This is a genomic window from Actinotalea caeni (assembly GCF_009733795.1).
GTDB lineage: Bacteria > Actinomycetota > Actinomycetes > Actinomycetales > Beutenbergiaceae > Pseudactinotalea > Pseudactinotalea caeni.
Genome location: NZ_WNXX01000004.1, coordinates 80,454 through 107,080, shown reverse-complemented (window position 1 = coordinate 107,080; position 26,627 = coordinate 80,454). Strand labels below are relative to the sequence as shown.

The following is a 26,627-nucleotide window of genomic DNA, read 5'->3' as shown; positions in this document are numbered from 1 at the left end:
CAGGCGGGCCGCGCCCATGGTAGCCCGGGCGGGCGCACCTAGACTGCGGGCATGTCGACGCACCGCCACCGCGCAGCCGGCTCCGAGCCGACGCCGCGGTTCGGCCGGTACACGTTGCGTGCCTCGGTGGGTCTCGGGCTCGTCGGCCTGCTGGCCGGCCTGCTGTTCTCGACGAGCGCCTCGCTCGCGGCGGACTCGCCCGAACGTCGTCCGGAGAACCTGCGCGACCTCGTGCGGCTGGAGTCGGAGCGGCTCGCGGAGACCAACGCCGAGGTCGTGGCGCTGCGCGAGGAGGTCGCGGAGCTGCTCGAGCAGCGGACCGGCGAGACGCCGGTCGACGAGCGGCTCGCGTTCGCCGCCGGTGCGACGGCGGTGACCGGGCCGGGGCTGGTGGTGCGCCTGTGGGACGCGCCGACGCCCGTCCAGCTGCCCGACGGCGCGACCGCCGACGACCTCGTCGTTCACCAGCAGGACCTCGAGGCCGTCATGAACGGGCTGTGGGCCGGCGGCGCCGAGGCGATGACCGTGCAGGGGCACCGGGTGACCGCGACGACGTCGGTGCGCTGCGTCGGCAACGTGCTGCTCATCGACGGTGCGGTGTACTCCCCGCCGTACGAGATCGCGGCGATCGGTGACCCGGAGCGGCTGCGGGAGACGCTGCTCGGCACCTACCCGATCCAGGTCTACCTGCAGTACGTCGAGGCGCTGCACCTCGGGTGGGACGTCGACGACGTCGAGACGCTGACCATGCCCGCCGACGACTCCAACCTCGTGCTGGAGCACGCCCATGTCCCGGGCTGAGGCACCCGCCCGGCCGGGGCACGCCCGGCGCGGCGGCTCGCGTGGGCTGGGTGCCCTCGGGGTCCTCGGCGAGCTGCTCATCACCGCCGGCGTGATCATCGCGCTGTTCGTCGTGTGGCAGGTGTTCTGGACCGACGTCACCGGCGCCCGCGCCGCGGGTGCGCACGTGCAGGCCTTCGAGGAGACGCTGCCCGAGTCCCCTGAGCAGCCCGGCACGCCGCAGTCCGACGAGCCGCCCGCGGAGCCCGTGCCGGCCGCGGGCGAGACCTTCGCGACGATGTTCGTGCCGCGCTGGGGCGCCGACTGGGAGTTCCCGATCGCCGAGGGGGTCGGGCGCCTCGACGTCCTCGACGCCGGCTACGTCGGGCACTACCCGGAGACCCAGATGCCCGGCGAGATCGGCAACTTCGCGCTCGCGGGCCACCGGCAGTCCCACGCGAAGCCGTTCTACGGCGTCGACCAGCTCGAGATCGGCGACACGATCATCGTGCAGACGGCGCAGGCCTGGTACGTCTACGAGGTCACCCGGTCCCACGTCGTGCTGCCCTCGCAGGTCGAGGTGCTCGCACCCACCCCGGGGTACCCGACGGCGGAGGCGACCGAGCGCATGATCACGCTCACGACCTGCCACCCGTTGTGGTCCACGCGCGAGCGGTGGGTGATCCACGGCGTGCTGAGCCACTGGGTCGCCCGCGACGAGGGACGTCCCGCCGAGATCATCGCGATGGAGGAGGGCTGATGTACGGGTGGCTGTGGCGGCACCTGCCGGGGCCGGCGGTCGTGCGGGCGCTGATACTGCTGGTGGCGGCGGTGGCGGTGGTCGCGCTCCTCTTCGAGGTCGTGTTCCCCGCCCTGGCCCCGCTGCTGCCGCTCGACCAGAACACCCTGGAGTGAACCCGATGACCCGGATCCTCGTCGTCGACAACTACGACAGCTTCGTCTACACGATCGTGGGCTACCTCAACCAGCTCGGCGCTGACACCGAGGTGGTGCGCAACGACGACCCGCTGCTGACCCAGGTCGTCGCCGACCCCGACCGGCTGGCGGAGGTCGACGGCGTGCTCGTCTCCCCCGGCCCCGGCACGCCCGCCGAGGCGGGTGCGAGCATCCCCGTCATCGAGGCGTGCGCGCGCACCGCGACCCCGATGCTCGGCGTGTGCCTCGGCCACCAGGCGCTCGGCGAGCTGTACGGCGGGACGGTCGGGCACTCGCCCGAGCTCATGCACGGCAAGACCTCGCTGGTCGAGCACGACGGTGCCGGCGTGCTCGAGGGCCTGCCGACGCCGTTCACCGCCACCCGTTACCACTCGCTCGCGGTGCTCGCGGACACGGTGCCCGCCGAGCTCGAGGTCACCGCGACCACCGGCGGCGGCATCGTCATGGGGCTGCAGCACCGCGAGCTGCCGTTGCACGGCGTGCAGTTCCACCCGGAGTCGGTGCTCACCGAGGGCGGCCACCGGCTGCTGGCCAACTGGCTGCAGATCTGCGGCGACGCCGACGCGGTCGCCGCGAGCGAGGGCCTCGCCCCGCTCGTCACGCGCTGACGCCCACCCCACGGCAGCTCCGCTCGCCTCACGCAGCCACACCCGGCGCCGCCACACCCGGCGCAGCCCGCCTCGGCGAGATCGAGCTTTCATGTCGAGATCGCGGAAATCTCTCCTCGATCTCGACGTAGAACCTCGATCTCGGCGACGGTGGGTGCCGGCGGGGCGGCGGCGGGCACGGGGCCCGGGCCCGCTACTCCTCCTCGGTCGGGTCGTCCGGGGGCTCGGGTTCGTCGCCCGGTGGCGTCTCGGTCTCCTCGTCCGTGGTCGGCTCGGTCGTCGGCGTCTCGGGTGCGGGCCCGAGCGAGACCGTGAGGTAGACGAGCTCGTCGTAGGCGACGAGTCCCGCTCCGGGCTCGGTGACGGCGATCGTGTCCTGGTCCCAGTCGTTGGAGTGGACCGGGTCGCGGAACTGGTAGTCGAGGTCCAGCTCGCGCAGGATGTCCTGCGCCTCGCCGACCGGGAGACCGCGCAGGTCCGGCAGCTCGACGCGGCCGGTGCCGATGAAGATCTCGATGCGTGCGTCCGGTGCGGCGTCCGTGCGGGCCGCGGGCTCGGTACGGTCGACGATCCCCTCGGCGCGGCTCGGGATGTTCTCGGGCGTGACCGTGAAGTTCGCCGCGTCGAACCCGGCGGCGACCAGCTCCTGGCGGGCCTCGTCCTGGGTCATGCCGCTGACGTCGGGCACCCGGATCGAGTCCGGCCCGGCCGACAGCCACACCTGCACGACGCGGTTGGTCTCCACCGAGACGTCGACCGTCTGGCCGGCCTCGGGCTCCGACCGCAGGAACAGCCCGGCCTCGACGGTGTCGCTCGGCTCGGGGTCGTTGAACGACGCCTCGAGCTGGACGGCGGCCAGCGCCTCGACGATCTCGTCCTCGGTCATGCCGGTCATGTCGGGGATCTGGACGAGCTCCTCGGTGACGGTCTCGGTCGGCGTCGGCTCCTCCGCGCCGTCGTCGCGCGTGAGGAGCAGCCAGATGATCCCGGCGAGCGCGATGACACCGACGGTGACGAGGATCCAGATGAGCGCCGTGTTGCGCTTGGGCTCCTCGTCCTCCTCGGCGGCGGCGAGGGCCTCCGCGCGGGTGGCGGGCGAGGCCTCCGGCGGCGGGCCGTTGAACACCTGGGTGGCACCGGCGGCGCCCGCGGCACCCAGGACGGTGGTCTTGGCGCCCAGCGGCGGCGCGTGCACGACGCCCTCGCCGGCGGCGGCCTCGAGGTCGGCGCGGAACTCGTCCGCCGAGCCGTAGCGCTGCTCCTTGTCCTTCGCGAGCGCCTTCATGACGATGCGGTCCAGCGCCTCGGGCACGTCCGGCGCGAGCGCCGACGGCGGCGTCGCCTCCTCGCTCACGTGCTGGTAGGCGACGCTGACCGCGGAGTCGCCGACGAACGGCGGCCGCCCGGTGAGCAGCTCGTACAGGAGGCAGCCGGTGGAGTAGAGGTCGGAGCGGGTGTCGACGACCTCGCCGCGCGCCTGCTCGGGCGAGAGGTACTGCGCGGTGCCGACGACGGCCTGCGTCTGCGTCATGCCGCCCGAGGCGTCCGTGAGCGCGCGGGCGATGCCGAAGTCCATCACCTTGACGTCGCCCGTCGGGGTGAGCATGACGTTGGCGGGCTTGATGTCGCGGTGGACGATGCCGGCGCGGTGGCTGTACTCCAGCGCCGACAGCACGCCGGCGGTGATCTCGATCGCCTCGTCGATCGGCAGCGCGGCGCCGTCGCGGAGCAGGTCGCGGACCGTGTGGCCCTCGACGTACTCCATGACGATGAACGGCACGTGCGTCTCGTTGCCGGTCGCGTCGACGCCGGTGTCCTCGCCGGTGTCGTACACCGACACGATCGCGGGGTGGTTGAGCGAGGCGGCCGACTGCGCCTCGCGACGGAACCGGGCCTGGAACGTGGGGTCGCGCGCGAGGTCGCTGCGCAGCACCTTGATCGCCACGGTGCGCCCCAGCCGGGTGTCCCGGCCGATGTGCACCTCGGCCATGCCGCCCCGACCGATCAGCTCGCCGACCTCGTACCGACCTGCGAGCATGCGGGAGGTTCCGTCAGCCACGTGTGGGTCTCCTCCTGCCTGATCTCGGTCCGTCGGCCGTCGGTCGGCCCGCGAGCGCGCCGACCGCGCCGACCGCCGGGGTCAGCGCATGTGCCTCGGTAAGCGTACCCAGCCACAGCGCGAGGACGACCAGCATGGCCGCGACCAGCAGGACCTTGACGACCGTGCGCCACGCCCACGGCTGGGGCGCGCGGTCGTGGCGCCGGCGGCGCGGGCGGGTGGCCGGCACGGCGGCCGCCGCGGCCGCCGGTGCCGGTCGCGGGCCGCTGCGCAGCGGTTCCCAGCGGACGGTGAGATCGAGCTCGTCGTCCAGCTCGGCGACCTCCCGACGGCGTGGCGTCGGCATCGCCGGGCGCCGCACCCCGGCGGCCTTCGCGACCGCTGCCCGGGTGTCGCGACGGCGTGTCGGCACCTCGGTCCGGCCGCGTGCGGCGGCCTCGCGGCGGGTGCGCGGCGCCTCCGTGGTCCGGCCGCCCGCGGTGGGCGAACCGGAAGCGGGCTGCTCGGTGCGGAGGGGCTGCCCGGTGCGGACCGGCGCGGCCGGTGCCTCCGCCCGTGCCGCCCGGACGGGCTCGTGGGCGGGTTCGGGGGCGCGCTGGGTCACCGTCGGCGCGGGGGTCGGCAGGGCCTCGGGCTCGAACTGCAGCGCCGAGGACCCGGCCACGGGTGCCAGGACCGGCCGCGGCCGGGCCGGCTCCACGGCCGCCGCGGGGCGGTGCGCCGTGACGTCCTCCACCCGCTGGCGCGCCTGCCGGCGACCGGCCGGGCGCGACACCTCCGGGCGGGCGGGCTCCGCCGTCACCGGCATCGCCTGCGTCGGCAGCGCGGCGACCTGCTCGCCGTGCGACACCGGCAACGGCTGCCCGTTCTCGTGCGCCTCCTGCTGCAGCTCGCGCAGCAGGCCGTCGAGGGTGCGGGCCAGCGACGCGCCGCTGCGGGGCCGGCGCTCGGGGTCCTTGTCGAGCATCGACATCACGATGTCGCGCACCCGGCGGTCGATCGTCTCCGGCAGCGGCGGCACCGGCTGGTTGACGTGCGCGAACGCGATGTCGACCTGCGTGGTGCCGGTGAAGGGTCGCCGGCCCACCAGCGCCTCGTAGGCGATGATCCCGAGCGCGTAGATGTCGCCGACGCCGGTCGCGGCCTTGCCCATCGCCTGCTCGGGCGGCAGGTACTGCGCCGTGCCCATCACCATGCCGGCCGCCGTCATCGGCGCCTGGTTGGCGCCGAGCGCGATCCCGAAGTCGGTGATCTTGACCGTGCCGTCCCGCATGATCAGCAGGTTCGACGGCTTGATGTCGCGGTGCACCACCCCGGCGACGTGCGCGGCGTGCAGGCCGCGCGCCGTCTGGGCGAGGATCGGCAGCAGCTGGCCGGGCGGCAGCGTGTGCTCGCGGGCCAGCAGGTCCGAGAGCGGCTCGCCCTCGACCAGCTCCATGATCAGGTAGCCGGAGCCCTCCTGCTCGCCGTAGTCGTACATCGCGGTGACGTTGATGTGCGACAGCCCGGCGCCGTTGCGCGCCTCGGCGCGCATCCGGTTGAGGAACGACTGGTCGCCCGCGAACTCGGCGCGCAGCACCTTGGCCGCGACCCGCCTGCTCAGGTGCAGGTCGACGGCGCGCCACACCTCGCCCATGCCGCCGACGGCGATGCGCTCGCGCAGCTCGTAGCGGCCGCCGAGCGTCAGCCCTGCCCGTGGCGTCATGACCCGAGCACCGCCTGGATGACGCCCGCCGCGATCGGCGCCGCCACGCGGGAGCCGGTGGCCTCGTTGCCGAGGTCGCCGCCCTCCTCGACGACGACCGCCACCGCGACCTGGGGGTCGTCGGCCGGCGCGAACGCGGTGAACCACGCCGAGGGCGCGACGCCCTCGATGCCGGACTGCGCCGTCCCCGTCTTGCCCGCGACCTCGACGCCGGCGATCTGGGCCGGGTAGCCGGTGCCGTTGTCGACGACGTTGACCATCATCTCGGTCATCATCGACGCCGTCGCGGCCGAGATCGGGCGCGAGAAGACCGTCGGCTCGGCCGTGCCGGTCACGTCGAGGTTGGGGCCTCGCTCCGTCGCCACGAGGTAGGGCGTCATCAGGACACCATCGTTGGCGATCGCGGCCGAGACCATCGCCATCTGCATCGGTGTGGCGCGCACGTCGAACTGGCCGATCGCGCTCTGCGCGAGCTGCGGGTCGTTGAGGTCGGACGGGAACACGCTCGGCGTCACCCGCATCGGGACCTCGAGGTCCTGGTTGAAGCCGAAGGCCTCCGCCTGCTCCTGCAACGCGTCGGCGCCCATCTGCACCGCGAGCGAGGAGAACGGCGTGTTGCACGAGACGCGCAGCGCCTCGGTGAGCGTCGCCGTCGTGCCGTTGCCGCACACCGCGCCACCGGGGTTGCGGATCGGCGTCGACGTGCCCGGAGGCGTGTACTCGGTGGGCGCGGGCACCTCGGAGTCCGGGGTGTACTCGCCGGACTCCAGGATCATCGCGAGGTCGACCAGCTTGAAGGTGGACCCCGGCGGGTACAGGTCGCCCGCGATCGTGCGGTTGACCATCGGGTCGTCCGGGTCCTCGAGCAGCTCCTGCCACGCCTCGTTGACCGCGCTCGTCGAGTGCCCCGCCAGCACGCTCGGGTCGTAGCTGGGCTTGCTGACCATCGCGAGGATCGCGCCCGTGCGCGGGTCGAGCGCGACGACCGCACCCCGCTGGTCGCCCAGCAGGTCCCAGGCCGCCTGCTGCGCCGCGGGGTCGATCGTCAGCTCGACGCTGCCGCCCTGCTGGCTGCCGCCCGTGAACAGCTGCTGGATGCGCTGCAGCAGCAGCGACGCGTCGGTGCCGTTGAGCACGTCGTTGGCGTACCGCTCCACCCCGGTGCTCTGGAACACGATCGAGAAGTGCCCGGTGACCGGCGCGTACAGCGGGCCGTCGGTGTAGATGCGCTGGAAGCCGAACGGGTCGTCGACCGGTTCCGAGTACGCGACCTGGTCGCCCGCGACCACGATCGGGCCGCGGTCGCGGCCGAACTCGCGATAGATCGTGCGGACGTTGCGCGGGTCGTCGTTCAGCGCACCCGCAGGGGGGCCGTACTGGACCCAGGTGGCGTTGCCCATGAGGAGGACGAACATCGCGAGGACGACGACGCTCAGACGGCGCAGCGGCGAGTTCATCGGCTCGTCTCCCTCTCCTCGTCCGGGTCGATGACGCCCGTCGCTCCAGGATCGGGGTCGCGGTCCGCCGTCCCGGGGACGTCTCGCGCGAGGCCGACCACTCGCTCGCTCGTCCCTCGCTCGCTCCCGCCAGGCCCATCCAGCCTCGCGCGAGACGTCCCCGCGCCGGCTTCTGTCTCACCTGTGTCGTGGGCCGGGGAGGTGAGTCGGTCGTCGGCGATGGCGGCCAGGTCGCTGCGGGTGCCGATGTGCTCGGTGGGGGCCGAGGCGAAGGTGTCGTCCTCGTGGGCGACGGCGGACGAGGAGGAGGTCTCGGCGTCGGTGACGTGGTCCCAGCCGAAGAGGGAGCGGGGGCTGGAGGTGCGGGCGGCGTGGCGGTCGAGGTCGGCGAGGGCGATCGCCGCGGTCTCGTTGCCGACCACCGAGCCGGCGCCCGACGGCGCGGGGCGGCGGGCGGCGTCGGAGACGCGCAGCATGATCGCCACGATGATCCAGTTCGCGACCAGCGACGAGCCGCCCGCGGCCATGAACGGCATCGTCAGGCCGGTGAGCGGGATCAGCCGGGTCACGCCGCCGACGACGACGAACACCTGGAAGGCGATGACGAACGCGAAGCCCGCGGCCAGAAGCTTGCCGAAGCCGTCGCGCACCCCGATCGCGGCGCGCAGACCGCGCTGCGCGACGACCAGGTACATGATGAGGATCGCCAGCAGCCCGGTGAGGCCCAGCTCCTCGCCGAGGCTCGCGACGATGAAGTCCGAGTTCGCGTAGGGCACGAGGTCCGGGTGCCCCTGCCCCAGGCCGGTGCCCATCAGCCCGCCGGCCGCCAGCCCGAACAGGCCGCGCACGAGCTGCCCGGAGCCACCCGGGTCGCGGTTGAAGATCTCCGGGTCCAGCGCGTGCAGCCAGACGTCGAAGCGGGCCGCCACGTACGGGAACGTCAGGTACGCGAACACCACGCCGACCGCGACGAGCAGCAGCCCGATGACGATCCACGACACCTTCTCGGTGGCGACGTAGAGCATCGAGACGAACAGCCCGAAGAACAGCAGCGAGGTGCCCAGGTCGCGCTCGACCACGAGCACGCCGACGCTGATCGCCCAGATCAGCACGATCGGGAACAGGTCGGACAGCCGCGGGAACCGCAGCCCGAGCATCGTGGTGCCGGCGAGCGTGAGGGCGTCGCGCCGCGTCACGAAGTAGCCCGCGAAGAACACCGCGAGCAGGATCTTCGCGAGCTCGGCCGGCTGGAAGGACATCCCGCCGACGCCGATCCACAGCCGGGCGCCGTTGATCTCGCGCCCGATGACCGGCACCATCGGCAGGCACAGCAGCACGAGACCGGCGACCATCGCCGAGAACGTGAAGCGACGCAGCATGCGGTGGTCGCGCAGCAGCACGATCGTCGCGACCGCCAGCGCGACCCCGATGATCGTCCACGTCAGCTGGCGGCCGGCGAACCCGGCGGTCAGGCCGCGGCTCTCGAGCGAGACGTCGATGCGGGCGATCATCGCCAGCCCCAGCCCGTTGAGACCGATGACCAGCGGCAGCATCACCGGGTCGGCGTCGGGCGCGCGCCAGCGCAGCGCGAGGTGCAGCACCACGGCCATGCCGGCGAGCAGCGCGAGGTGGCGCCAGAGGTCGGGCGGCAGCTCGCCGGAGAGGTTGAGCCCGACGATCGCGTACGCCGAGACGCCGACGACGAGCGCGAGCAGCAGCAGCCCGATCTCGGCGTTGCGTCCGGCACGGGGGCGGGTGGGTGCGACCGTGGCCATCAGGGGGCCTCGGTCTCGTCGGCCGTCGACGTCGGGTCGTCGGCGGGTGTGCCCTCGGTCGACGGCTCGGTCGAGGGGTCGCTCGCCTCGTCGGTGGGTTCCGCCGTCGGGTCGGGGTCGGCCTCGGCGGCGAGCGAGGCGACGGTCGCGCGGGCGCTGTCGAGGCTGCCGGTGGTGATGCCCGCGGTCACCCGGTCCTGCACGAACGGCGGCAGGTCCGCGACCGCGACGTCGGAGACCTCCTCGAGCGTCGACAGCGAGATCGGTCCGACCGACTGCGGCACGCCGCGGTAGATCGCGACCATGCCGGTCTCGTCGGGTGCGACGTAGTACTGGGTCTGGGTCCATCGGTAGCCGAGCGTGCCCGCGCCGACGAGCATGGCGAGCGCCACGAGGATCGCGAGCACCGTGTACAGCGGCCGGCGGCGCGGTGGTGCGTCGAGGTCGAGCTCGACCTCGTCGTCGGCGTCGTCGTCACGGATGACCTGGCGCTTCTGCTGGCGTGCGGCTGCCGTGAGCGCCGCCGCTCGCGCCGCGGGCGAGTCGCCGCCGCGCGTCGGCGCCTTCCGGTCGACGGCGGCGGCACCGACGATCTGCGGCACCGTGTCCGGCAGACCGCCGGGGTTGGTGTCGGACTTCGTGACGTCGGCGACGACGACCGTGATGTTGTCCTGCCCGCCCGCGCGCAGCGCGAGCTGCACGAGCTCGTCGGCGCACGCACCCGGGTCACCGGTCTCGGCCAGCACCGAGGCGATCGTGTCGGCGGAGACGTAGGAGGACAGGCCGTCGGAGCACAGCAGCCAGCGGTCGCCGTGCCGCAGCTCCCGCACCGACTCGTCGAGCGCGGTCTCGGCGCCGGAGTCGCCGAGCACACGCAGCAGCACCGACCGCTGCGGGTGGTTCTCCGCCTCCTCCTCGGTCAGCTGACCGGAGTCGACGAGGTGCTGCACGAACGTGTGGTCGTGCGTCACCTGGTGCATGACGCCGTCGCGCAGCAGGTAGGCGCGCGAGTCGCCGATGTGGACCATCGCCGCGGTGGCCCCGGCGCGCAGCAGCGCGATCACGGTGGTGCCGAGCCCGGCGTTCTTCGGACTCTTGCGCGCGTAGGCGAGCAGGTCGGCGTGCGCGGCCTCGACGGCGCCGCGCAGCAGGTCGAGCAGCTCGTCGCCGGAGTGCTCGTCGCCGTCGAGCGGGGCGAGGTGCGCGACGGCGACCGAGGACGCCACGTCACCGGCGGCGGCACCACCCATGCCGTCGGCGACGACGAGCAGGTGCGGGCCGGCGTAGCCGGAGTCCTGGTTGTTGTCGCGTGTGAGCCCCACGTCGGTGCGGGCCGCGTAGTGGACGGAGATCGGCATGGCGGCTACCGGCGCAGCTCGATGACGGTCTGCCCCACCCGGATCGGGGTCCCCTCGGGGACCGGGGTCGGCTCGAGCACCTGGGTGCTGCCCAGCCAGGTGCCGTTGGTGGAGCCGAGGTCCTCGACGTACCAGCCGCCGTCGGCCGGAAAGATGCGGGCGTGCCGGTTGGACGAGTAGTCGTCGTCGAGCACGAGGGTCGACGACGGCGCCCGGCCCAGCAGGATCGAGCTCTCGCCCAGCCGGATGGTGGTCCCGGTCAACGGGCCGCCGGTGACGACCAGCCGGGTCGGCTGACCGCGCTTGCGGCCGCGGCCGCGGCCGGGTGCGTCGGTCGACGTGCGACGCGACGCCCGGCCGGTCAGCGAGCCGCGCGCGAGCACGCGCGTGCCCGAGATGTCGCGTCGGAGCACGCCGATCGCGGAGAGCACGAGCAGCCAGAGGAGCACGAGGTACCCCAGCCGGATCAGCGTGACGACGAGCTCGCTCACGTGATCGCCCCCGGTGCGCCGCTCATCCGGTCTCGTCGTTGCCGGACCAGAACAGGATCCGTGTGCGACCGATCGTGAGCGTGTTGCCGTCGACGAGCGTCGCGGCCGGCACCCGGTGCCCCTCGACGAAGGTGCCGTTGGTCGAGCCCATGTCGGTGGCGATGACGCCGTCAGGGGTCACCCGGATCTCCAGGTGACGCCGCGATACCCCGGAGTCGTCGACGATGATGTCGGCCTCGCTGCCACGGCCGATGACCGTGACGGGGCCGGTGAGCAGGTAGCGCTGGCCGTCGATGTCGAGGATCGGGTGGCGCCGGCTCGGCGTCGAGGTGGTCGCGGGCGCGACGGCTCCGCGGCGCGAGGACGAGCGCACCCGCAGCTTGCCGGTGGGTGGCTCCTCCGCCTCGACGAACGTGACCTCGACCGGGCCGACGAAGACGTAGCCCTGCTCGCGCGCGTGGTCCTCGGCGGCGGCCACCATCTCCTCGGCGAGCGCGTCGGCGCCCCAGCTCTGGATCTGGTCGAACTCGTTCGGGCCGAGCTCGACGGTGAAGGTGTTGGGCACGACGGTCCGCCCACGCGACAGCGCGGCGGTCCGCTCGTCCATGTCGCGACGGATCGCGGCGGCGATGTCGACCGGCTTCAGGTCGGGCTTGAACGCCTTGGAGAACGTGTTGCTGAGGGCACGCTCGACCCCTTTCTCGAACCTGTCGAGAACTCCCATCCGGCGCCCCTCCCTCCTCGAGTCCGCGCACCTGCCCGCCCTGGGCACACGCGTGCGCTCGTTCATCGTAAGCGGCGAGCGTGCAGGGATCGTGAAGCCGCGCGGGGGTGCTGGTGATGGTCGCGGTCATGCGCACGTGACCGCGACCACCCAGCGGCTAGCCCCGCGGGATGTTGCGGAGGTTCGAGCGCGCCATCGAGACCGCCTCGCCGGCGCCGCCGTTGAGCACGATCTTGCTCAGCGCCGTCGCGAACCCGAACACCTGCTCCTTGGTGATCTTCGGCGGGATCGAGAGCGCGTTGGGGTCGGTGACGACGTCGACGAGCGAGGGCCCGCGGTGCGCGAACGCCTCGGTGAACGCGTCCCGCAGCTCGGTGGGGTCCTCGACGCGGCGGGCCTGGAACCCCATCGCAGCGGCGATCGCCGCGTAGTCGACCGCGGGCACGTCGACCCCGAAGTCGGGCAGCTTGTCGACGAGCATCTCGAGCTTGACCATCGCCAGCGTCGAGTTGTTGAAGACGACCACCGTGAGCGGCAGGTCGTACATCTGCGCGGTGAGCAGGTCGCCCAGCAGCATCGACAGGCCGCCGTCGCCGGAGACCGCGACCACCTGCCGGTCGGGGTAGGCGAGCTGGGCGCCGATCGCCTGCGGCATCGCGTTGGCCATCGTGCCGTGCTTGAACGACCCGATCAGCCGGCGCCGACCGTTGGGGTTGAGGTAGCGCGCGGTCCACACGTTCCCCATGCCGGTGTCGGCCGTGACGATCGCGTCGTCGGCCGCGACCTGGTCGAGCACCGACGCCGCGTACTCGGGGTGGATCGGCCGCAGGTGCTCGACGTCCTTGGTGTAGGCGCCGACCGCGTGGTTCATGAGCCGGTCGTGCTTGTCGAGCATCTTGTCGAGGAAGCGGCGGTTCTTCTTCTCCTTGACCAGCGGCAGCAGCGCGGCCAGCGTCGCGCCGACGTCGCCGTGCACCGCGACGTCGACAGCGGTGCGGCGCCCGATGACCGCGTCGTCGACGTCGACCTGCGCGGTGCGCACGTCCGGCAGGAACTGGTCGTAGGGGAAGTCGGTCCCGAGCAGCACGACCAGGTCGGCGTCCTCGAGACCGGCCGCGGCGGCGCCGTACCCGAGCAGGCCGGTCATGCCGACGTCGTAGGGGTTGTCGTACTGGATGAGGTCCTTGCCGCGCAGGCTGTGCCCGATCGGCGCCTTGATCTTCTCGGCGAGCTGGACGACGGCGTCGTGGGCGTCCCCGATGCCGTGACCGACGAACAGCGCGACCTTCTTGGCGTCGTCGATCGCATCGGCGAGCGCCTGCACCGAGCTCGGGTCCGGCACGATCGTGCCCTTGGTGACCCGGCAGAACGGTGGGGTGTCCGCCGTCGCGCGCTCGTCGGCGATGTCGCCGGGCAACGTGACGACGGAGACGCCGCCGCGCGCGAGGGCGTGCGAGATCGCGGCGTGCACGACCCGCGGCGCCTGGTCGGTGGTGCTGACCATCTCGGAGTACACCGAGCACTCGGTGAAGAGACGGTCGGGGTGGGTCTCCTGGAAGTAGCCCTGACCGATCTGCACGCTCGGGATGTGGCTGGCGATCGCGAGCACCGGCGCGCCGCTGCGGTTGGCGTCGTAGAGACCGTTGATGAGGTGCAGGTTGCCCGGGCCGCAGGAGCCCGCGCAGACGGCGAGCTGCCCGGTGAGCTGGGCCTCGGCGCCGGCGGCCAGCGCGGCCGCCTCCTCGTGGCGGGTGTGGATCCAGTCGATGCCGCCGTTGGCGGAGCCGCCGGTGCGGCGGACGGCGTCGACGACCGGGTTGAGGCTGTCACCGACGATGCCGTAGATGCGGCGCACGCCGGCGGCCTGGAGCTGGGCGATGAGCTGTTCGGCGACCTTCATGTGTCGACGTTACGCGTCGCGGTCGTCGCTCGGGGCGGTGATGTGCGCGGGCTCACGCGGTTGTCGTGGCCCACCTCACGGACCGACGCCGGCGCGGGGCCCGGGTCAGGGCCGGGTCGCCACCCAGATGAGCACCATCGTCACGAGGAACCCGACGACGTAGTTGATGGCGAGGAACTTCCGCCAGCCGGCGTTGGCCCGGTGGGAGTCGGCGTCGGTGACGCGGGCGAAGGGTGCGGCGGCGAGCACGTACGGCGTGACGAGCAGGGCCACGAGCGGGCCGGGCCACGGCGTCGTCAGCATGAGCACGGCCGCCAGCGCCCACATCGCGAGCGCGAATCGCACGGTCCGGGCGGCGCCGAGCACGGTCGCGATCGAGCCGATGCCGCCGGCCCTGTCGGGCACGACGTCCTGCACCGCGCCGAACGCGTGCGCGGCGACGCCCCAGGCGAAGAACGCGGCGAGCACGGTGACCTGAGTCGTCGTGAAGGCCGCACCGGCCAGCGCGAAGCCGTACACGGCCGGGCTCACGAAGTGCGTCGAGGAGGTGACCGAGTCGAGGAACGGGCGCTCCTTGAACCGCAGCCCGGGCACCGAGTACGCGGCGACGGCGAACAGGCTGACGGCGAGCACCGCCCACGACAGCGGCCCGCCGAGCCAGACGAGCACGGCGACGAACGGCACGCACGAGAGCACGGCCGCGACGAGCGTCGTGCGGTGCACGCCCGGGTCGAGCAGCGCGCCCTCGGCGCCGCCCTTGCGGGGGTTGGCGGCGTCGGAGGCGTAGTCGAAGACGTCGTTGATGCCGTACATCGCGAGGTTGTACGGGATCAGGAAGAACAGCGTGCCGACGACGAGCGCGAGGTCGACCTCGCGCGTGGTGAGCACGTAGGCGGCGGCGAACGGATACGCGGTGTTGATCCAGCTGAGCGGGCGCGACGCCAGCACGAGCCGTCCGAGGGTGCCGGTGCGGGTCGTGGTCACGGACGCTCCCGCGGTCGGTCGAGCAGGTTCCACACGGCGGTGAGCAGCAGCACGCCCGCCAGCGGGTAGGCGAAGTCCTCGACCGGCGCGCGGCCGATGCGCGCACCGGAGATCTGGGCGTCGGCGTAGTCGAACAGCCCCGCCGCGATCATGAGGTTGTCGAAGACGGCGGTGAGCACCACGAGCACGACCGCCGTGGCCAGCAGCGCGCTCGTGTGCCCGTGACCGCCGCGCCGTCGGCCCGCGACCGCGACTGCGGCGGCGAGGGCGACGAAGCCCGCGCACAGCGCCAGGTAGGTCATGCCTGCTGCTCCCACCGCCACGTCCGGCCCGACCCGGCGAGCAGCCGCCGCACCAGCGTGTAGAGCACGAGGGTCTGGTAGCAGAGGAAGGCCAGGAAGAACAGCTCCTCCAGCGGCAGCTCCGGCGCCAGCAGCACCCCGGTCATCAGCTCGTTCTCGGCGCGGAAGAAGATGCCCAGCCCGATGCCCGCGAAGTCCCACAGGAGGAAGAACACCAGCCCGGCCGCCATGGTGAGCGCGGCGCGCCGGGCGTCGTGCCAGAACAGCAGCCGGAACCGGTGGTCGAGCAGCGCCATGCACCCCAGCAGCGCGCACAGCATCAGCAGGTACGTCAGGCTCACGCCGTGGCACCTCCGGCGGCGACCGGTGTCGGGAGGCCGACGGAGGCGGGCTCGGGCAGCCGCCCGGGCGCGCGGTAGCCGCGCATCCGCTTGAGCACCAGCTCGGCGCTGATGAGGCACATCGGGATGCCGATGCCCGGGATCGTGGTGGCGCCCGCGTGCAGCAGGCCGCGCACCTTCGGGTTGTCGACGCGCCCCCGCAGGAACGCGCTCTGCCGCAGCGTGTGCGCCGGGCCGAGCGCCGAGCCGCGCCAGGAGCCGAGGTCCTCGGCGAAGTCCGCCGGCCCGACGGTGCGGCGCAGCACCACCCGCTCCGCGAGGTCGGTCTCGCCGGTCCAGGCGGCGACGTCGGCGATCGCGGCGTCGGCGATGCGCTCGACCTCCGGGTCGCCGGCTCCGCCGATCCCGCCGTGCCCGATGCCGGTGTCGGCGGGCACCGGCACGAGCACGAACAGGTTCTCGTGACCCTCGGGTGCGACGTCGGGGTCGGTCGCGCTCGGGCGGCAGACGTACACCGAGGCGGGCTCGGGCACGCGACCGGCCTCGATCGCGCCGAAGTTGGCACGCCAGTCGGTGGTGAAGGCGAGCGTGTGGTGCGGCAGGTTCGGCAGCGTCCCGCGCACGCCGAGCATCGCGAGCACCGCCGACGGGCCCGGGTCGACCCGCTGCCAGGCGGCCTCGCTGCGGGTGCGGTGCTCGGGCGCCAGCAGCCGCTGCTCGGTGTGGTGCAGGTCCGCGGTCGAGACGACGACGTCGGCGGGCACGTGCCGGGTGCCGCCCACGCCGTCGGCTACCTCGACACCGGTGGCGACACCGCCGCTGACCGTGATCCTGGACACCGGCGTGCCGGTGCGCAGCACCGCCCCCCGCTCCTGGGCGAGGCGCGCGACGCCGTCGACCACCGCCGCGAAGCCGCCCATCGGGTAGTAGACGCCGTCCTCGAGGTCGAGATGGCTCATGAGGTGGTACATGCTCGGCGCGCGGTAGGGCGAGGTGCCGAGGAACACCGCCGGGTAGCCGAGGACCTGCTGCAGGCGCGGGTCGCGGACGGTGCCGGCGGCGTAGGAGGCCAGCGGCTGGCCGAGCAGCCGCACGAGCCGGTGCGCGCGGCGCAGCACGGGGCTGCGCAGCAGGCCGGAGAGGCTGCTGAAGTCGTCGTAGAGGAAGTGGTCGATCGCGAGCCGGTAGGTCTCGCGCGCCGACGCCAGGTAGCGCTCCATCCGGTCGCGGCTGCCGGGCTCGATCGCCTCGAACATCTCCAGCGACAGCTCGCGGTCGCCGCCGAGGTCGATCGGGTCGGCGCCGGACTCGAAGAACACGCGGTAGCCCGGGTCGAGCCGGACGAGGTCGAGCTGGGACCTGGTGGAGGTCCCCAGCAGGCGGTAGAAGTGCTCGAACACCTCCGGCATGAGGAACCACGACGGCCCGGTGTCGAAACGGAAGCCGTCGGCCGCCCAGGACCCGGCACGGCCGCCGAGGTCGTCGCGCGACTCGAAGAGCTCGACGGCGTGGCCGTCGCCCGCCAGCAGCGCCGCGGTGGCCAGGCCGGTGATGCCCCCGCCGACGATCGCGACCCTCATGCGCGGACCTTGGTGCCCAGCGCGCTGCCGGCGAGGATCACGACCTTGCGGGTGTCGGGCACCCGGACCCGGGTCTTGACGAGCCGGTGCGCGGGTGTGGCGCGCACGACGCGCGCGAGCTCGGTGAACAGCGCGTGCGCGGCGGCGACGGCGCGGCGGCTGGACCGCGGCAGGTGCGGGATCGCCTCGGCGGCGATCCGCAGGTCGGTCTCGATGTCGTCGAGCAGGCGGGCCTTGTCGGTCTCGGTGAGCCGGGCCGGGTCGATGCCCGGGAAGTAGCTGCGTCCGCGCTCGGCGTAGTCCTCGCCCAGGTCGCGCAGGAAGTTGATCTTCTGGAAGGCCGCGCCGAGGTGCCTGGCGCCCGGGGCCAGGCGGGCGCGCAGCTGGTGCGGGGCGCGCTCGCCGGCGGTGAAGGCGTGCAGGCACATGAGGCCGACGACCTCGGCCGAGCCGTAGACGTAGGCCTCGAACTCGCTCTGGCGGAGGTCGGTCACCGGCTCGAGGTCGCGCCGCATCGAGGCGAAGAACGGTCGGGTGAGGGTGGCGCCGAAGCCGGTGCGTCGGGCCGTGGTGGCGAACGCGTGCACGACCAGGTTGGTGCTGAAGCCACCCTCGAGCGCGTGCTCGACGTCGCGCTCCAGCGCGTCGAGCGCCTCCCGGCGCGCGGCGACGTCGAGACCGGCCTGCTGGGCCGGGCCGTCGACGATCTCGTCGGCGATGCGCACGAGGGCGTAGATGTCGACCACGTGCCGACGCACCTGCGCGCCGAGCAGCCGGCTGGCGAGACCGAAGGAGGTCGAGTACGTGCTGATGACCCGGGCGGCGCTGCGGTGCGCCGCGGTGTCGTAGAGGTCGAGCGAGGTCATCGTCGGCGTCCCCCTGCCGGGTCGGTGATGGTGAGGACGGTGTCGAGCAGCGGGTGCGGCATCCCGAGCGTACGCAGCATCTCGTGCGCGCGGGCGAGCTCCGCGGCGATCCGCTGCTCGACGCGCGCGAGCGCGCCCGAGTGCGCGATCACCGAGCGCAGCAGCCGGGCCTCGGACTCCTCGAGGTCGGGCCGGCCGAACAGGTGCTCGACGTCGCGCCAGCGGGTGTCGGTGCGGGCGTGGGCGATCAGCAGCGTCTCCTTGCCCTCGCGCAGGTCGCCGATCGTGCTCTTGCCGGTGGTGCTCTCGTCGCCGAAGACGCCGAGCACGTCGTCGCGCAGCTGGTAGGCGACGCCGAGGTGGATGCCGGCGGTGCGGAGCCCGGTGAGCGTGGCGTGGTCGGCCCCGGCGAGGATCGCACCGGCTTGCAGCGGGGCGCCGAAGGTGTAGGCCGCCGTCTTGTTGGTGACGACCGCGAGCACGTCCGCCTCGTCCGGCACGGTGGCGACGGCGGACCAGACGTCGACGAGCTCGCCGGCCGCGGTGCGCATGACGCACTCGTCGAGCAGCTCGAGCAGCGCCCGACGGCGGTCGGCAGGCACGTCCAGCCCCGCCACGAGCGTGTGGGCGGCGCTGAGCAGCAGGTCGCCCGCGAGGATCGCGGCCGCCGTGCCGTAGTCGCGGGCCGCGCTGGAGCGAGCCCCGGCGTCGATCGCGTCGACGACGGCCTGCCCGGCGACGTTGGGACGACCGCGGCGCACGAGGTCGTGGTCGATGACGTCGTCGTGCACGACGAACGCGGTGTGCAGCAGCTCGAGCGCGGCGGCGGCCGCGACGGCGTCGCGCGGCAGCTCGCCCTCCTCGACCTGGGCGGCGTGGCGGTAGGCGAGCAGCAGCAGCGCGGGGCGCAGCCGCTTGCCGCCGCGGGCGGCGTCGCGGATCGAGCGCCACAGCCTGCGGTACGGCTCGCCGTAGGGGTGCGAGCGGGAGATCCGGCGCGCGAAGAAGTCCTCGAGACAGGCGTCGACGGCGTCGGTGTCGGCGTCGGCGACGCCGACCGGCTGGGTGGGGGCGCTCACCGCGCGACCTGTGCGGGCGTCGCCTCGACGAGCAGCGGCAGCTGCTGGGCCTGCAGCACCAGCCACGGGCTGAACGCCCACGGGGTGCTCGCGAGCGCGGTCGCGAGATCCTCGACGTCGACCCACCGGTGGGCCATCACCTCGTCGGGGTTGGGCGCCGGTTCGTCGGCGGTGGTGGCGACGAAGACCGGGCAGACCTCGTTCTCGACGACGCCGGAGTCGTCGACCGCGTGGTAGCGGAAGTCGGGCAGCGCGACCGTGACCCCGGCGACGCTGATGCCGAGCTCGTCCTGGGCCCGCCGGGCGACGGCGTCGGGCAGCTGCTCGTCGGGGGCGGGGTGGCCGCAGAAGGCGTTGGTCCACACGCCGGGCCAGGCGCGCTTGGTCAGGGCGCGGCGCGTGACGAGCACGCGACCGGCGCCGTCGACGACGTGGCAGGAGAAGGCGAGGTGCAACGGGGTGTCGGCGTGATGCACCTCGCTCTTGTCCGCGGTGCCGATGGGGGCTCCTGCGTCGTCGAGCAGGACGACCCGCTCGCGTACCGCGGCTGGGTGGACCGTGCCCATATCTCTCTCCTGGCTAGATACTTGCTTGGGATGAGAGGAACGTAGCACGGAAGTATCTAGCCGGGCTAGCATGTGCGCATGACGCAGCCGGACGAGGTCATCGCCTCGATGCACGACCCCCGGCTGACCGACCCCCGGGCCGAGCTCGTGGACCGGACGGGGTTGGCGGAGGAGGACGTCGACCAGGTCGTGCGGCTGATGAACGCGCTGCGTGGCTGGCACGAGGCCGCCGAGCGGATGAGCAAGGCGTCGCAGCGCTACATGCGGCTCAACGAGACCGACATGAAGGCGCTGCGCTACCTCATCGCGGCGCACAACCAGCAGCGCCTGGTGACGCCCGGGATGCTGTCGGCGCACCTGCAGATCTCGACGGCGTCGACGACGAAGCTGCTCGACCGGCTGGAGCGCGGCGGGCACGTGACGCGCGCCCCGCACCCGACGGACCGGCGAGCCCTGACGGTCGCGGTCACCGACGAGACGCGTGCGGACGCCCGGCAGACCGTCGGACGCCAGCACGCGCACCGGTTCCGGGTGGCGGCGTCGATGTCGCGCGAGGAGCGCGACGCCGCGATCAGGTTCCTGGAGGCCCTGACGGCGACGGAGCAGCAGGACTGAGCGCCCGCTCCCACGTGGCGACCGGCCCGGGGACGACGACGAAGAACGGGTGCGGGTCGGGTTCCTCGGCCTGCTGCAGCGCCGGCACGAGAGCGGGGCTGCGCACGGCGAGCTTGGCGAGCAGGTGGGCGCGCTCGAGCGCGAGCTGCCCCGTGGTCACCGGGACGAGGGGCACGTCGTGGCCGGGGCTGACGATGCGGGTGCGGTCGAACCGGTAGCCGCGCCGCTCGGCCTCGTCCGCGACGCCCTCGAGGTAGCGGCCGACGCTGTGCAGCGGCTGCTCGCACGCGCGGAACCGCTCGAGCTGGGGGTGGCGGGTGTAGCCGCGGGTGCGGCCGGCGAGCACCGCCTGCGCGAGCAGTCCCTCGCGCCAGCCCGCGGTCAGGCCGGCGCGGTCGAGGTATCGGGGGTGGAGCGACCACAGACGCACCCCGCCAGCCTAGGTTCGCCCGGTCGGTGGGCAGGACTGCCCGCCGGAGGTCCGACGGGATCGGCCTCGGCGCGACACAGTCGAGCCATGGACGTCGTGACGGAGACCGAGCGGGACCGGCCGCGCTCGCGGGCGGTCCTGGCCGGCTGGGCGCTGGTGGCCGTGCTCGCACTGCTGGGTGGCTGCACCGGCGCGCCGGTGGTGGAGACGCGGTCGCGGCTGGTGGCGTCGTGGTCGGAGGCGACCGAGGACTGGGTGGCCGAGGTGGCGACCGGTACCGGCAGCACGGTGCTCGTGACGACCGACGCCGAGCGCGACGCCTGGATCGACGGGCTGCCGGACGCCGTCGAGCCCGACGAGGTCGCGCGGGTGGAGCACGTGGACCTGGCCGAGGAGCTGCTGGTGATCGGTGGCTACCCGCGGTGCATGGAGCACAGCCGGGTCGAGGTGGACGGCGACACCGGCGAGGTGCGGTTCGTCGTCTACGTGCCGCACGAGGACGAGGGCACCGTGTGCGAGTGGTCCCCGATGACGATCGACGTGTGGGCGGTGCCGCTGGAGGAGCTCGGCGGGCGCGACCCGGTGCTGGTGGAGGACTGATGTGACAGGGGTCTCCTGCGCCGAGGCCGTCGCAGCGCGCCGCTCCCCGCGTGTTACCCTCTTCCCTGCTCCAACGGTGCCGGGAGACCGGCCGGGTGGGCACCACGCGCAAGTGGCGGAATAGGCAGACGCGCACGGTTCAGGTCCGTGTGCCCGAAAGGGCGTGGGGGTTCAACTCCCCCCTTGCGCACAGCAGGACCGGTGGGACGCCGACCGAGAGGTCGGGGTGCCGCCGGTCCTTTCTCGTGCACGGGCCGCGTCGGTCCTGGGTGGCGACGTGGCCGGGCCGGCCCTCGGGCCGGGCCCTGCAGGCGACCGGAGCGCGGACCCGGGGGCGCCGTCGGCGTGTCCGTCTGAGCCGGCGCCGCAGCGGCGCGCCTCGCGGGTGAGGATGCCGGCAGGACAGGAGGACGGTGACCAGGACCCGACGTCGCGGCGGGCGCCGCGCCCGCAGCACGCGCGGCCGCCCGGGGTTCGTCGGCGCCGTGGTCGGGCTGCTGCTGCTCATCAGCTGCGGTGCCGCGCTCAGCGACGTCGGCGAGGAGCCTGGCCTCGGGGTCGCCCCGACGCCCGTCGCCACCCGTGCGCTCGACCCCGCCGACACCGCGGAGCCGACGGTCGACGAGGACCCCACCGCCGTCGCGCCCACCGACGAGCCGACCGAGACCGCCGAGCCGGGGACGGCGCTCGCCCTGCTCGCCGAGCTGCGGGTCGCCGGGCGTGCGCCGCGCACGGGCTACGACCGTGACCTGTTCGAGTACCGCTCCTACGACTCCGACCGCAACGGTTGCGACGTCCGCAACGACATCCTGCGCCGCGACCTCACCGATGTCCTCATCAAGCCCGGTACGCAGGGCTGCGTGGTGCTCACGGGGATGCTGCACGACCCGTACTCCGGCCAGGTGCTCGCCTTCGATCGCCAGGCCGCCGATGACGTCCAGATCGACCACGTCGTCGCGCTGTCCGACGCCTGGCAGAAGGGCGCGCAGGGCTGGGACGCGCAGACGATGCGCGAGTTCGGCAACGACCCGCTGAACCTGCTCGCCGTCGACGGCCGGCTCAACGGCCAGAAGGGCGACGGCGACGCCGCCACCTGGCTGCCGCCGAACAAGCGGTTCCGCTGCGAGTACGTCGCGCGTCAGATCACCGTCAAGCACACCTACGGGCTCTGGGTCACCCAGGCCGAGCACGACGCGATGGCCCGGGTGCTCGCCGACTGCCCCGACCAGGCGGTCGTCGAGCGCGTGACCGCCCCGCTCGGTGGCCCCGAGGGCGACCCGGAGCAGTCTTCGACACCGACGACGACTCCGACGCAGGAGCCGACCGCCCCCGACCCGGCTGCCGACGGCGACACCGATCCGCGGTTCGGCTCCTGCAAGGACGCCAAGGCCGAGGGGTACGGGCCCTACGTGCGCGGCGTCGACCCCGAGTACGACTGGTACCGCGACGGCGACGCCGACGGCATCGTCTGCGAGTAGTCCTGGTCACGAGTCAGACGGCGTGGAGCACCCCGGCGTCGAGGGTCGCCACCGCGGGTGTGCTCCGGCCCGGCCGACGCCGATGCCGGCGACGGTGGAGCTGCCGACAGCCTCGTCTAGACGCGGTGTCCAACGACAGTGCGATCCGCGATCGAGGCCCCCGTCCACCAGGTGGACAGGCACAGGTGAGGAGGGGTGCATCTGCCACGGACCCCGTACGTCGTCCCCCTATGTCTAGACGTAGCCGCTAGGTTGTCCCTGACCGACCGCGGACGACGGGCAGCCCTCGGCCAGCGGTGCGGACGACCCAGCCTCCCGCCCCCGACCACGAGGCCCACCATGAGGATGCTCACGCGACTCGTCGCCGCGGCGGCGGTCGCCGTCATCGGGTTCACCGGGTTCGCGATCGCCGCGCCGACCGTGCCGGCCGCCGAGGCGGTCGTCTTCGACAACTGGGCGGCCGACGAGCTCGTGTTCGTCCGGAGCAACGGCGGCTTCACCAGCTACCGCGTCACCTACACGACGAGCAAGCTCGGGAGCAGGACCGCCACCGGCACGTGGTCGAGCAGCTGGACGACGATCGCGCCGATCGACATCAACGGCGACGGACGCGACGAGCTGCTCTTCTACAACGCACGCACCGGCAAGTTCAGCATCCGCAAGGTCACCAGCAAGGGACAGGTGTCCGGGGCGGCGATCCGCCAGGGCACCCTCGGCAAGGGCTGGACCACGCTCGTCGGCGTCGACTTCCACCCCGACGCCAACGACGAGCTGATCCTCTACAACGCGACGACCGGCGCCTACCGGACCTACAACATCAGCGCCAAGGGCGTGTTCGGCAAGCCGCTGGTCCAGACGACGATCGGCGCCCGCTGGACCAGCGTGTTCGGGATGCGCATCAACGCCGGAGACACGCGGGACCGGCTCGTGCTCCACCAGTCCAGCACCGGCAAGGCGCGGATCCACACGCTGACGTCCAAGGGCGCGCTCGGCACGCGCACCGCCGACGAGAACTGGGGTCGGTGGACGCGCCTCGTGCCCGCGAACGTCGACACCGACGCCCAGGACGAGGTCGTCTTCTACAACTCCTCGAGCCGCAGGTACAAGATCACCGACGTCCGCACCACGGGTGCGCCGCGCACCATCCGGTCGGGGACCTGGTCCGCCTACCGGATGGTCATCGGGCTCAACGTCGACCCGAGGCCGACGACGAGCCAGGTCGCCCAGGAGGTGCTGCGGCTGGTGAACAAGGAGCGCAAGGCCCGCGGCCTCAAGCCGCTCGCGCTCAGCTCCACCCTCAACAAGGAGGCGCTGCGGTGGAGCCGCTACCAGGCGAAGGTCGACCGCAACCAGTGCTTCCACCGGCCCGACCTCACCGTCGGGATGCCCGCGGGCTGGCGGCTCATCGGTGAGAACGTCGCCTACGGCTACCGCACCCCGTCCGCCGTCGTCCAGGCGTGGATGAGCTCCCCCTCCCACCGGCAGAACATCCTGAGACCGAGCTTCACCCACATGGGCGTCGGCGACGCCACGTCCTCAGCCGGCTACCTGTACTGGACGCAGATCTTCACCCAGCAGCGCTGACGGGCCTCCGCGCGAGTCGATGGGTAGCGGTGCCCATGCGGATCGGGCTCAGGCACCCGCAGGATGTGGTGGTCTTGCCTACCGTGCGGTGGGGACCGACCGGAGGAGAGCCGTGACGGACGACGACGCCCGGGTCGAGGGCACGGTGGCCGAGGTCGAGGCGTGGTGGCACACCCTCGACGAGGGGAACCCGCTGCCTGCCGCCGCTGCCGCCGGCGCGCTCGCCGACCTGTTCCGGCGCGCCGGCCGCGTGGGCGCCGACCTGCACGACCCCTCGGCGGAGCTGCTCCGCTGGCTGACGCGCGACCTCGCCCGCGACCCCGACGTCACCGACGAGGCCTACGACGCCGCGGTCCTCACGCTGCCGCGCTACCTCCAGTTCCTCCGCGCGCACCGGCTGTGGCGGCGCAGCGAGCACGCGGTCCGCGCCTGCTGGGACGTGCTCACCTGGGCGCGCCACCGCCCGCTCGGGCTGTCGAGCCTGGGCGAGGACGCCGATGCCGTCGTCGGTGGTCTGCTCGCCGGTCCTCCGTCGCCGGGCATGCTCGCCGGCGCCACGACCCGCGCCTACGTCGGGCCGCTGCGCACCACGCTGGCGGCGCTCGCCGCGCAGCGCCGTCTCTCGCGCTCGCAGGTGGCCGCCACCCTCCAGGTGCCCAGCGGATCGACGGCGGAGCACGTCTGGACCGATGCGCTCGATCGCGCCGGGCTCGTCCTGCTCGACGCCGACGGGGTGCTGCCGCAGCCGGAGGTGACGCACGCGGGCGGCTGCCCGCCGCCGTCGACCTCGCTGGTCGAACGCGTGATCGGCGGGCTCGTGCACGCGGCGATCGACGTCGACGCGGGCGTGATCGGCACCCTCGTCGAGGCGTGCACCGAGACCGGCGCGGTGCTGCCGGGTGCCTCGCTCGGCGAGGCGCTGGGCGAGCTGGTCCGCTTCGGCGTGCTCGACCAGGTCACGCTCCCGGGCGGCGAGGCCCTCGGGGTACCGGAGCCCCTGCGCCGCACGGTCGCGCAGGCGGTCGCCGACCGCACGGGCTGCGTCGGTACCGACGACGTCGCTCCCGCCTGGCAGCCGGTCGACCTGCGCAGCCGGCTGGCCGCCGACGCAGCCGTCGACCTGCTCGTCACCCTCGAGCAGCAGCCGCACGTGCGGCGCCGGCTGCGCGTGCTCGCGTCGCAGTCCCTCGAGGCCGTGCACGGGATGCTGCAGCAGAGCCTGGGGTGGCGCGACGCCCGCGCGCACCTGTTCGCCGACCCGGACGGCACCCGACGGTTCGCGCCGCGGTGGCTGCTCGGCGACCTGCGCGACGACGTCGACGCCGCCGTCACCGACGCCGGCTCGGCACCGCTCGGCGCCGTGCTGGCCACCAGCGAGGCCGAGCTCGTCTACGCCTACGGGCACCTCGCGAACCCGTGGCTGCTGCGCCTGCGCGTCGAGCGGGTCACCTCCGGGATGAAGGAGCTGGTGGTGTGGCTCGACGCCGAGGGCGACGCCCCTGCCGAGCCCACCCTGATGAGCGAGCAGCTGGCACCGCGGCTACCGGCCGGGCTCGCGATCCCCGCCGAGCTCGAGCGGGCCTGGGCGTTCATGGAGAGCCACCGCTGGGCGGCGACCGCCCCCGAGGGTCACGTGCTGCTGGCGCCCGGGCCGCCCGAGGCGCGCCCCGGGATCGTGTTCAGCGCGGGCCTCGGCCTCGACGACCGCGTCCCGCCCGTCGCTGCGGCGCGGCTGCTGCCGGTCGCGGCCTCCCCCGACGACACCCGTCTCGCGCTGTGGCTCGACGACGACGGCGCCACCCGGGTGGTCGCGCTCGGCCCGCGCGGCGAGGCGTTCCTGCTGGCCACCGAGCCCGCTGACCTGCTGCGCCTCGCGGCCGTCGGCTACCCGGACCTCGCCCCCACGACGCTGGGCAGGCCGCCCGCCTCGCCCGACGCCGTCGCCGGCGTCGCGGAGTTCCGTGCGTGGGTGCAGGGCCAGCTCGGGCTGCCGGTCCCCAGCGAGTGGCCGGTCGCCGACCACGACCGCTTCGCCGTCTGGCTCGCGTCGCACCGGCAGGCGGTGGCATGACCGAGCACGCCGTCGTCACGACCACCACCGACAGCGAGGCCGCCGCCGTGGCGCTGGCGCGCGGGCTGGTCGAGGCGCGGCTGGCCGCCTGCGTGCAGGTGTCGGGCCCGGTCCGCAGCGTGTACCGGTGGGACGGCGCGGTCCAGGACGAGCAGGAGTGGCAGCTGTGGGTGAAGACCCGCGCGGCGCTCGTCGAGCAGGTGACGGCGTGGGTGCAGGAGCACCACGGCTACGACGTGCCCGAGCTGCTGGTGCTCCCGGCGACCGGCAGCGAGCCGTACCTGCGGTGGCTCGACGAGGAGACGACCTGAGGGGTC

26 protein-coding genes and 1 tRNA gene are annotated in these 26,627 nt (G+C 73.4%); 11 read left to right on the top strand and 16 right to left on the bottom strand.

Annotation, left to right across the window (positions count from 1 at the left end; translation table 11 throughout):
* Positions 1-51 precede the first annotated feature (51 nt).
* The 4 genes from GPA02_RS05075 to GPA02_RS05065 are packed head-to-tail and all read left to right on the top strand — an operon-like array spanning position 52 to position 2,345.
* Positions 52-801, top strand: a complete 750-nt coding sequence (locus GPA02_RS05075) for a DUF881 domain-containing protein (protein WP_156198819.1) — start codon at positions 52-54, stop codon at positions 799-801.
* Positions 788-1,540, top strand: coding sequence for a class E sortase (locus GPA02_RS05070; protein ID WP_156198818.1), 753 nt, complete (start codon positions 788-790; stop codon positions 1,538-1,540). Before GPA02_RS05075 ends, GPA02_RS05070 begins: the two co-directional genes overlap by 14 nt.
* Entirely contained in the window at positions 1,540-1,695 is a 156-nt protein-coding gene (locus GPA02_RS18920) for a hypothetical protein (RefSeq protein WP_170296831.1), read from the top strand. Before GPA02_RS05070 ends, GPA02_RS18920 begins: the two co-directional genes overlap by 1 nt.
* A gap of 5 nt (positions 1,696-1,700) precedes the next feature.
* A complete protein-coding gene (locus tag GPA02_RS05065; protein WP_156198817.1) occupies positions 1,701-2,345 on the top strand; it encodes an aminodeoxychorismate/anthranilate synthase component II in 645 nt (214 codons plus the stop codon).
* Between the two features lie 193 nt (positions 2,346-2,538).
* Here the strand turns inward: GPA02_RS05065 and pknB are convergent, their stop codons facing one another.
* The 15 genes from pknB to idi form a co-directional block, all read right to left on the bottom strand.
* Positions 2,539-4,383, bottom strand: coding sequence for a Stk1 family PASTA domain-containing Ser/Thr kinase (pknB, locus tag GPA02_RS05060; RefSeq protein ID WP_156198942.1), 1,845 nt, complete (start codon positions 4,381-4,383; stop codon positions 2,539-2,541).
* A 13-nt stretch (positions 4,384-4,396) separates the two neighbouring features.
* The gene (locus GPA02_RS19100) at positions 4,397-6,109 is read right to left on the bottom strand and encodes a serine/threonine-protein kinase (protein WP_156198816.1); all 1,713 of its coding nucleotides are present in this window, start codon (positions 6,107-6,109) and stop codon (positions 4,397-4,399) included.
* Positions 6,106-7,566, bottom strand: a complete 1,461-nt coding sequence (locus GPA02_RS05050) for a peptidoglycan D,D-transpeptidase FtsI family protein (protein WP_156198815.1) — start codon at positions 7,564-7,566, stop codon at positions 6,106-6,108. The genes GPA02_RS19100 and GPA02_RS05050 overlap by 4 nt, the downstream gene beginning before the upstream one ends.
* Positions 7,563-9,341 carry an FtsW/RodA/SpoVE family cell cycle protein gene (locus GPA02_RS05045; RefSeq protein WP_156198814.1) on the bottom strand — a complete coding sequence of 593 codons (1,779 nt, stop codon included), beginning with the start codon at positions 9,339-9,341 and terminating at the stop codon, positions 7,563-7,565. The genes GPA02_RS05050 and GPA02_RS05045 overlap by 4 nt, the downstream gene beginning before the upstream one ends.
* Positions 9,341-10,699, bottom strand: a complete 1,359-nt coding sequence (locus GPA02_RS05040; RefSeq protein WP_156198813.1) for a PP2C family protein-serine/threonine phosphatase — start codon at positions 10,697-10,699, stop codon at positions 9,341-9,343. Before GPA02_RS05040 ends, GPA02_RS05045 begins: the two co-directional genes overlap by 1 nt.
* Positions 10,700-10,704: 5 nt before the next feature.
* Positions 10,705-11,190, bottom strand: coding sequence for an FHA domain-containing protein FhaB/FipA (locus GPA02_RS05035; protein ID WP_156198812.1), 486 nt, complete (start codon positions 11,188-11,190; stop codon positions 10,705-10,707).
* A 22-nt stretch (positions 11,191-11,212) separates the two neighbouring features.
* Entirely contained in the window at positions 11,213-11,914 is a 702-nt protein-coding gene (locus GPA02_RS05030) for an FhaA domain-containing protein (RefSeq protein ID WP_156198811.1), read from the bottom strand.
* Between the two features lie 157 nt (positions 11,915-12,071).
* A complete protein-coding gene (locus GPA02_RS05025; protein WP_156198810.1) occupies positions 12,072-13,814 on the bottom strand; it encodes a pyruvate dehydrogenase in 1,743 nt (580 codons plus the stop codon).
* A 105-nt stretch (positions 13,815-13,919) separates the two neighbouring features.
* The gene (locus GPA02_RS05020) at positions 13,920-14,798 is read right to left on the bottom strand and encodes a prenyltransferase (RefSeq protein WP_156198809.1); all 879 of its coding nucleotides are present in this window, start codon (positions 14,796-14,798) and stop codon (positions 13,920-13,922) included.
* Positions 14,795-15,100: a lycopene cyclase domain-containing protein gene (locus GPA02_RS05015; RefSeq protein WP_156198808.1), complete on the bottom strand. Its 306-nt coding sequence runs from the start codon at positions 15,098-15,100 to the stop codon at positions 14,795-14,797. The genes GPA02_RS05020 and GPA02_RS05015 overlap by 4 nt, the downstream gene beginning before the upstream one ends.
* Positions 15,097-15,441, bottom strand: coding sequence for a lycopene cyclase domain-containing protein (locus GPA02_RS05010; protein WP_275689714.1), 345 nt, complete (start codon positions 15,439-15,441; stop codon positions 15,097-15,099). Before GPA02_RS05010 ends, GPA02_RS05015 begins: the two co-directional genes overlap by 4 nt.
* On the bottom strand, positions 15,438-17,021 hold the full coding sequence (gene crtI / locus GPA02_RS05005; RefSeq protein ID WP_156198807.1) for a phytoene desaturase family protein: 1,584 nt from the start codon (positions 17,019-17,021) through the stop codon (positions 15,438-15,440). Before crtI ends, GPA02_RS05010 begins: the two co-directional genes overlap by 4 nt.
* Positions 17,018-17,887 (bottom strand): phytoene/squalene synthase family protein, encoded by an 870-nt coding sequence (locus tag GPA02_RS05000; RefSeq protein ID WP_156198806.1) that lies wholly within the window; start codon positions 17,885-17,887, stop codon positions 17,018-17,020. The genes crtI and GPA02_RS05000 overlap by 4 nt, the downstream gene beginning before the upstream one ends.
* Positions 17,884-18,966 (bottom strand): polyprenyl synthetase family protein, encoded by a 1,083-nt coding sequence (locus GPA02_RS04995; RefSeq protein ID WP_156198805.1) that lies wholly within the window; start codon positions 18,964-18,966, stop codon positions 17,884-17,886. The genes GPA02_RS05000 and GPA02_RS04995 overlap by 4 nt, the downstream gene beginning before the upstream one ends.
* The gene (gene idi / locus GPA02_RS04990) at positions 18,963-19,532 is read right to left on the bottom strand and encodes an isopentenyl-diphosphate Delta-isomerase (RefSeq protein WP_156198804.1); all 570 of its coding nucleotides are present in this window, start codon (positions 19,530-19,532) and stop codon (positions 18,963-18,965) included. The genes GPA02_RS04995 and idi overlap by 4 nt, the downstream gene beginning before the upstream one ends.
* A gap of 78 nt (positions 19,533-19,610) precedes the next feature.
* Between idi and GPA02_RS04985 the strand changes: the two genes are divergently transcribed.
* Positions 19,611-20,147: a MarR family winged helix-turn-helix transcriptional regulator gene (locus GPA02_RS04985; RefSeq protein WP_240133888.1), complete on the top strand. Its 537-nt coding sequence runs from the start codon at positions 19,611-19,613 to the stop codon at positions 20,145-20,147.
* On the opposite strand, the gene GPA02_RS04980 is transcribed toward GPA02_RS04985, so the two are convergent.
* A complete protein-coding gene (locus tag GPA02_RS04980; protein ID WP_156198803.1) occupies positions 20,104-20,577 on the bottom strand; it encodes a pyrimidine dimer DNA glycosylase/endonuclease V in 474 nt (157 codons plus the stop codon). The genes GPA02_RS04985 and GPA02_RS04980 overlap by 44 nt on opposite strands.
* Before the next feature lie 87 nt (positions 20,578-20,664).
* Here GPA02_RS04980 and GPA02_RS04975 point away from each other — a divergent pair, with 87 nt between their 5' ends.
* The 6 genes from GPA02_RS04975 to cutA all read left to right on the top strand — a co-directional run bounded on the left by GPA02_RS04975 (position 20,665) and on the right by cutA (position 26,621).
* On the top strand, positions 20,665-21,177 hold the full coding sequence (locus GPA02_RS04975) for a hypothetical protein (RefSeq protein WP_156198802.1): 513 nt from the start codon (positions 20,665-20,667) through the stop codon (positions 21,175-21,177).
* A gap of 106 nt (positions 21,178-21,283) precedes the next feature.
* Positions 21,284-21,367, top strand: a tRNA-Leu gene (locus tag GPA02_RS04970).
* Between the two features lie 223 nt (positions 21,368-21,590).
* The gene (locus GPA02_RS04965) at positions 21,591-22,655 is read left to right on the top strand and encodes a GmrSD restriction endonuclease domain-containing protein (protein ID WP_240133887.1); all 1,065 of its coding nucleotides are present in this window, start codon (positions 21,591-21,593) and stop codon (positions 22,653-22,655) included.
* A gap of 345 nt (positions 22,656-23,000) precedes the next feature.
* The gene (locus GPA02_RS04960; protein ID WP_204986505.1) at positions 23,001-24,239 is read left to right on the top strand and encodes a CAP domain-containing protein; all 1,239 of its coding nucleotides are present in this window, start codon (positions 23,001-23,003) and stop codon (positions 24,237-24,239) included.
* A gap of 112 nt (positions 24,240-24,351) precedes the next feature.
* Positions 24,352-26,310 carry an IS1096 element passenger TnpR family protein gene (locus tag GPA02_RS04955; RefSeq protein ID WP_156198800.1) on the top strand — a complete coding sequence of 653 codons (1,959 nt, stop codon included), beginning with the start codon at positions 24,352-24,354 and terminating at the stop codon, positions 26,308-26,310.
* On the top strand, positions 26,307-26,621 hold the full coding sequence (cutA, locus tag GPA02_RS04950; protein WP_156198799.1) for a divalent-cation tolerance protein CutA: 315 nt from the start codon (positions 26,307-26,309) through the stop codon (positions 26,619-26,621). The genes GPA02_RS04955 and cutA overlap by 4 nt, the downstream gene beginning before the upstream one ends.
* The last annotated feature ends 6 nt before the right edge of the window (positions 26,622-26,627 follow it).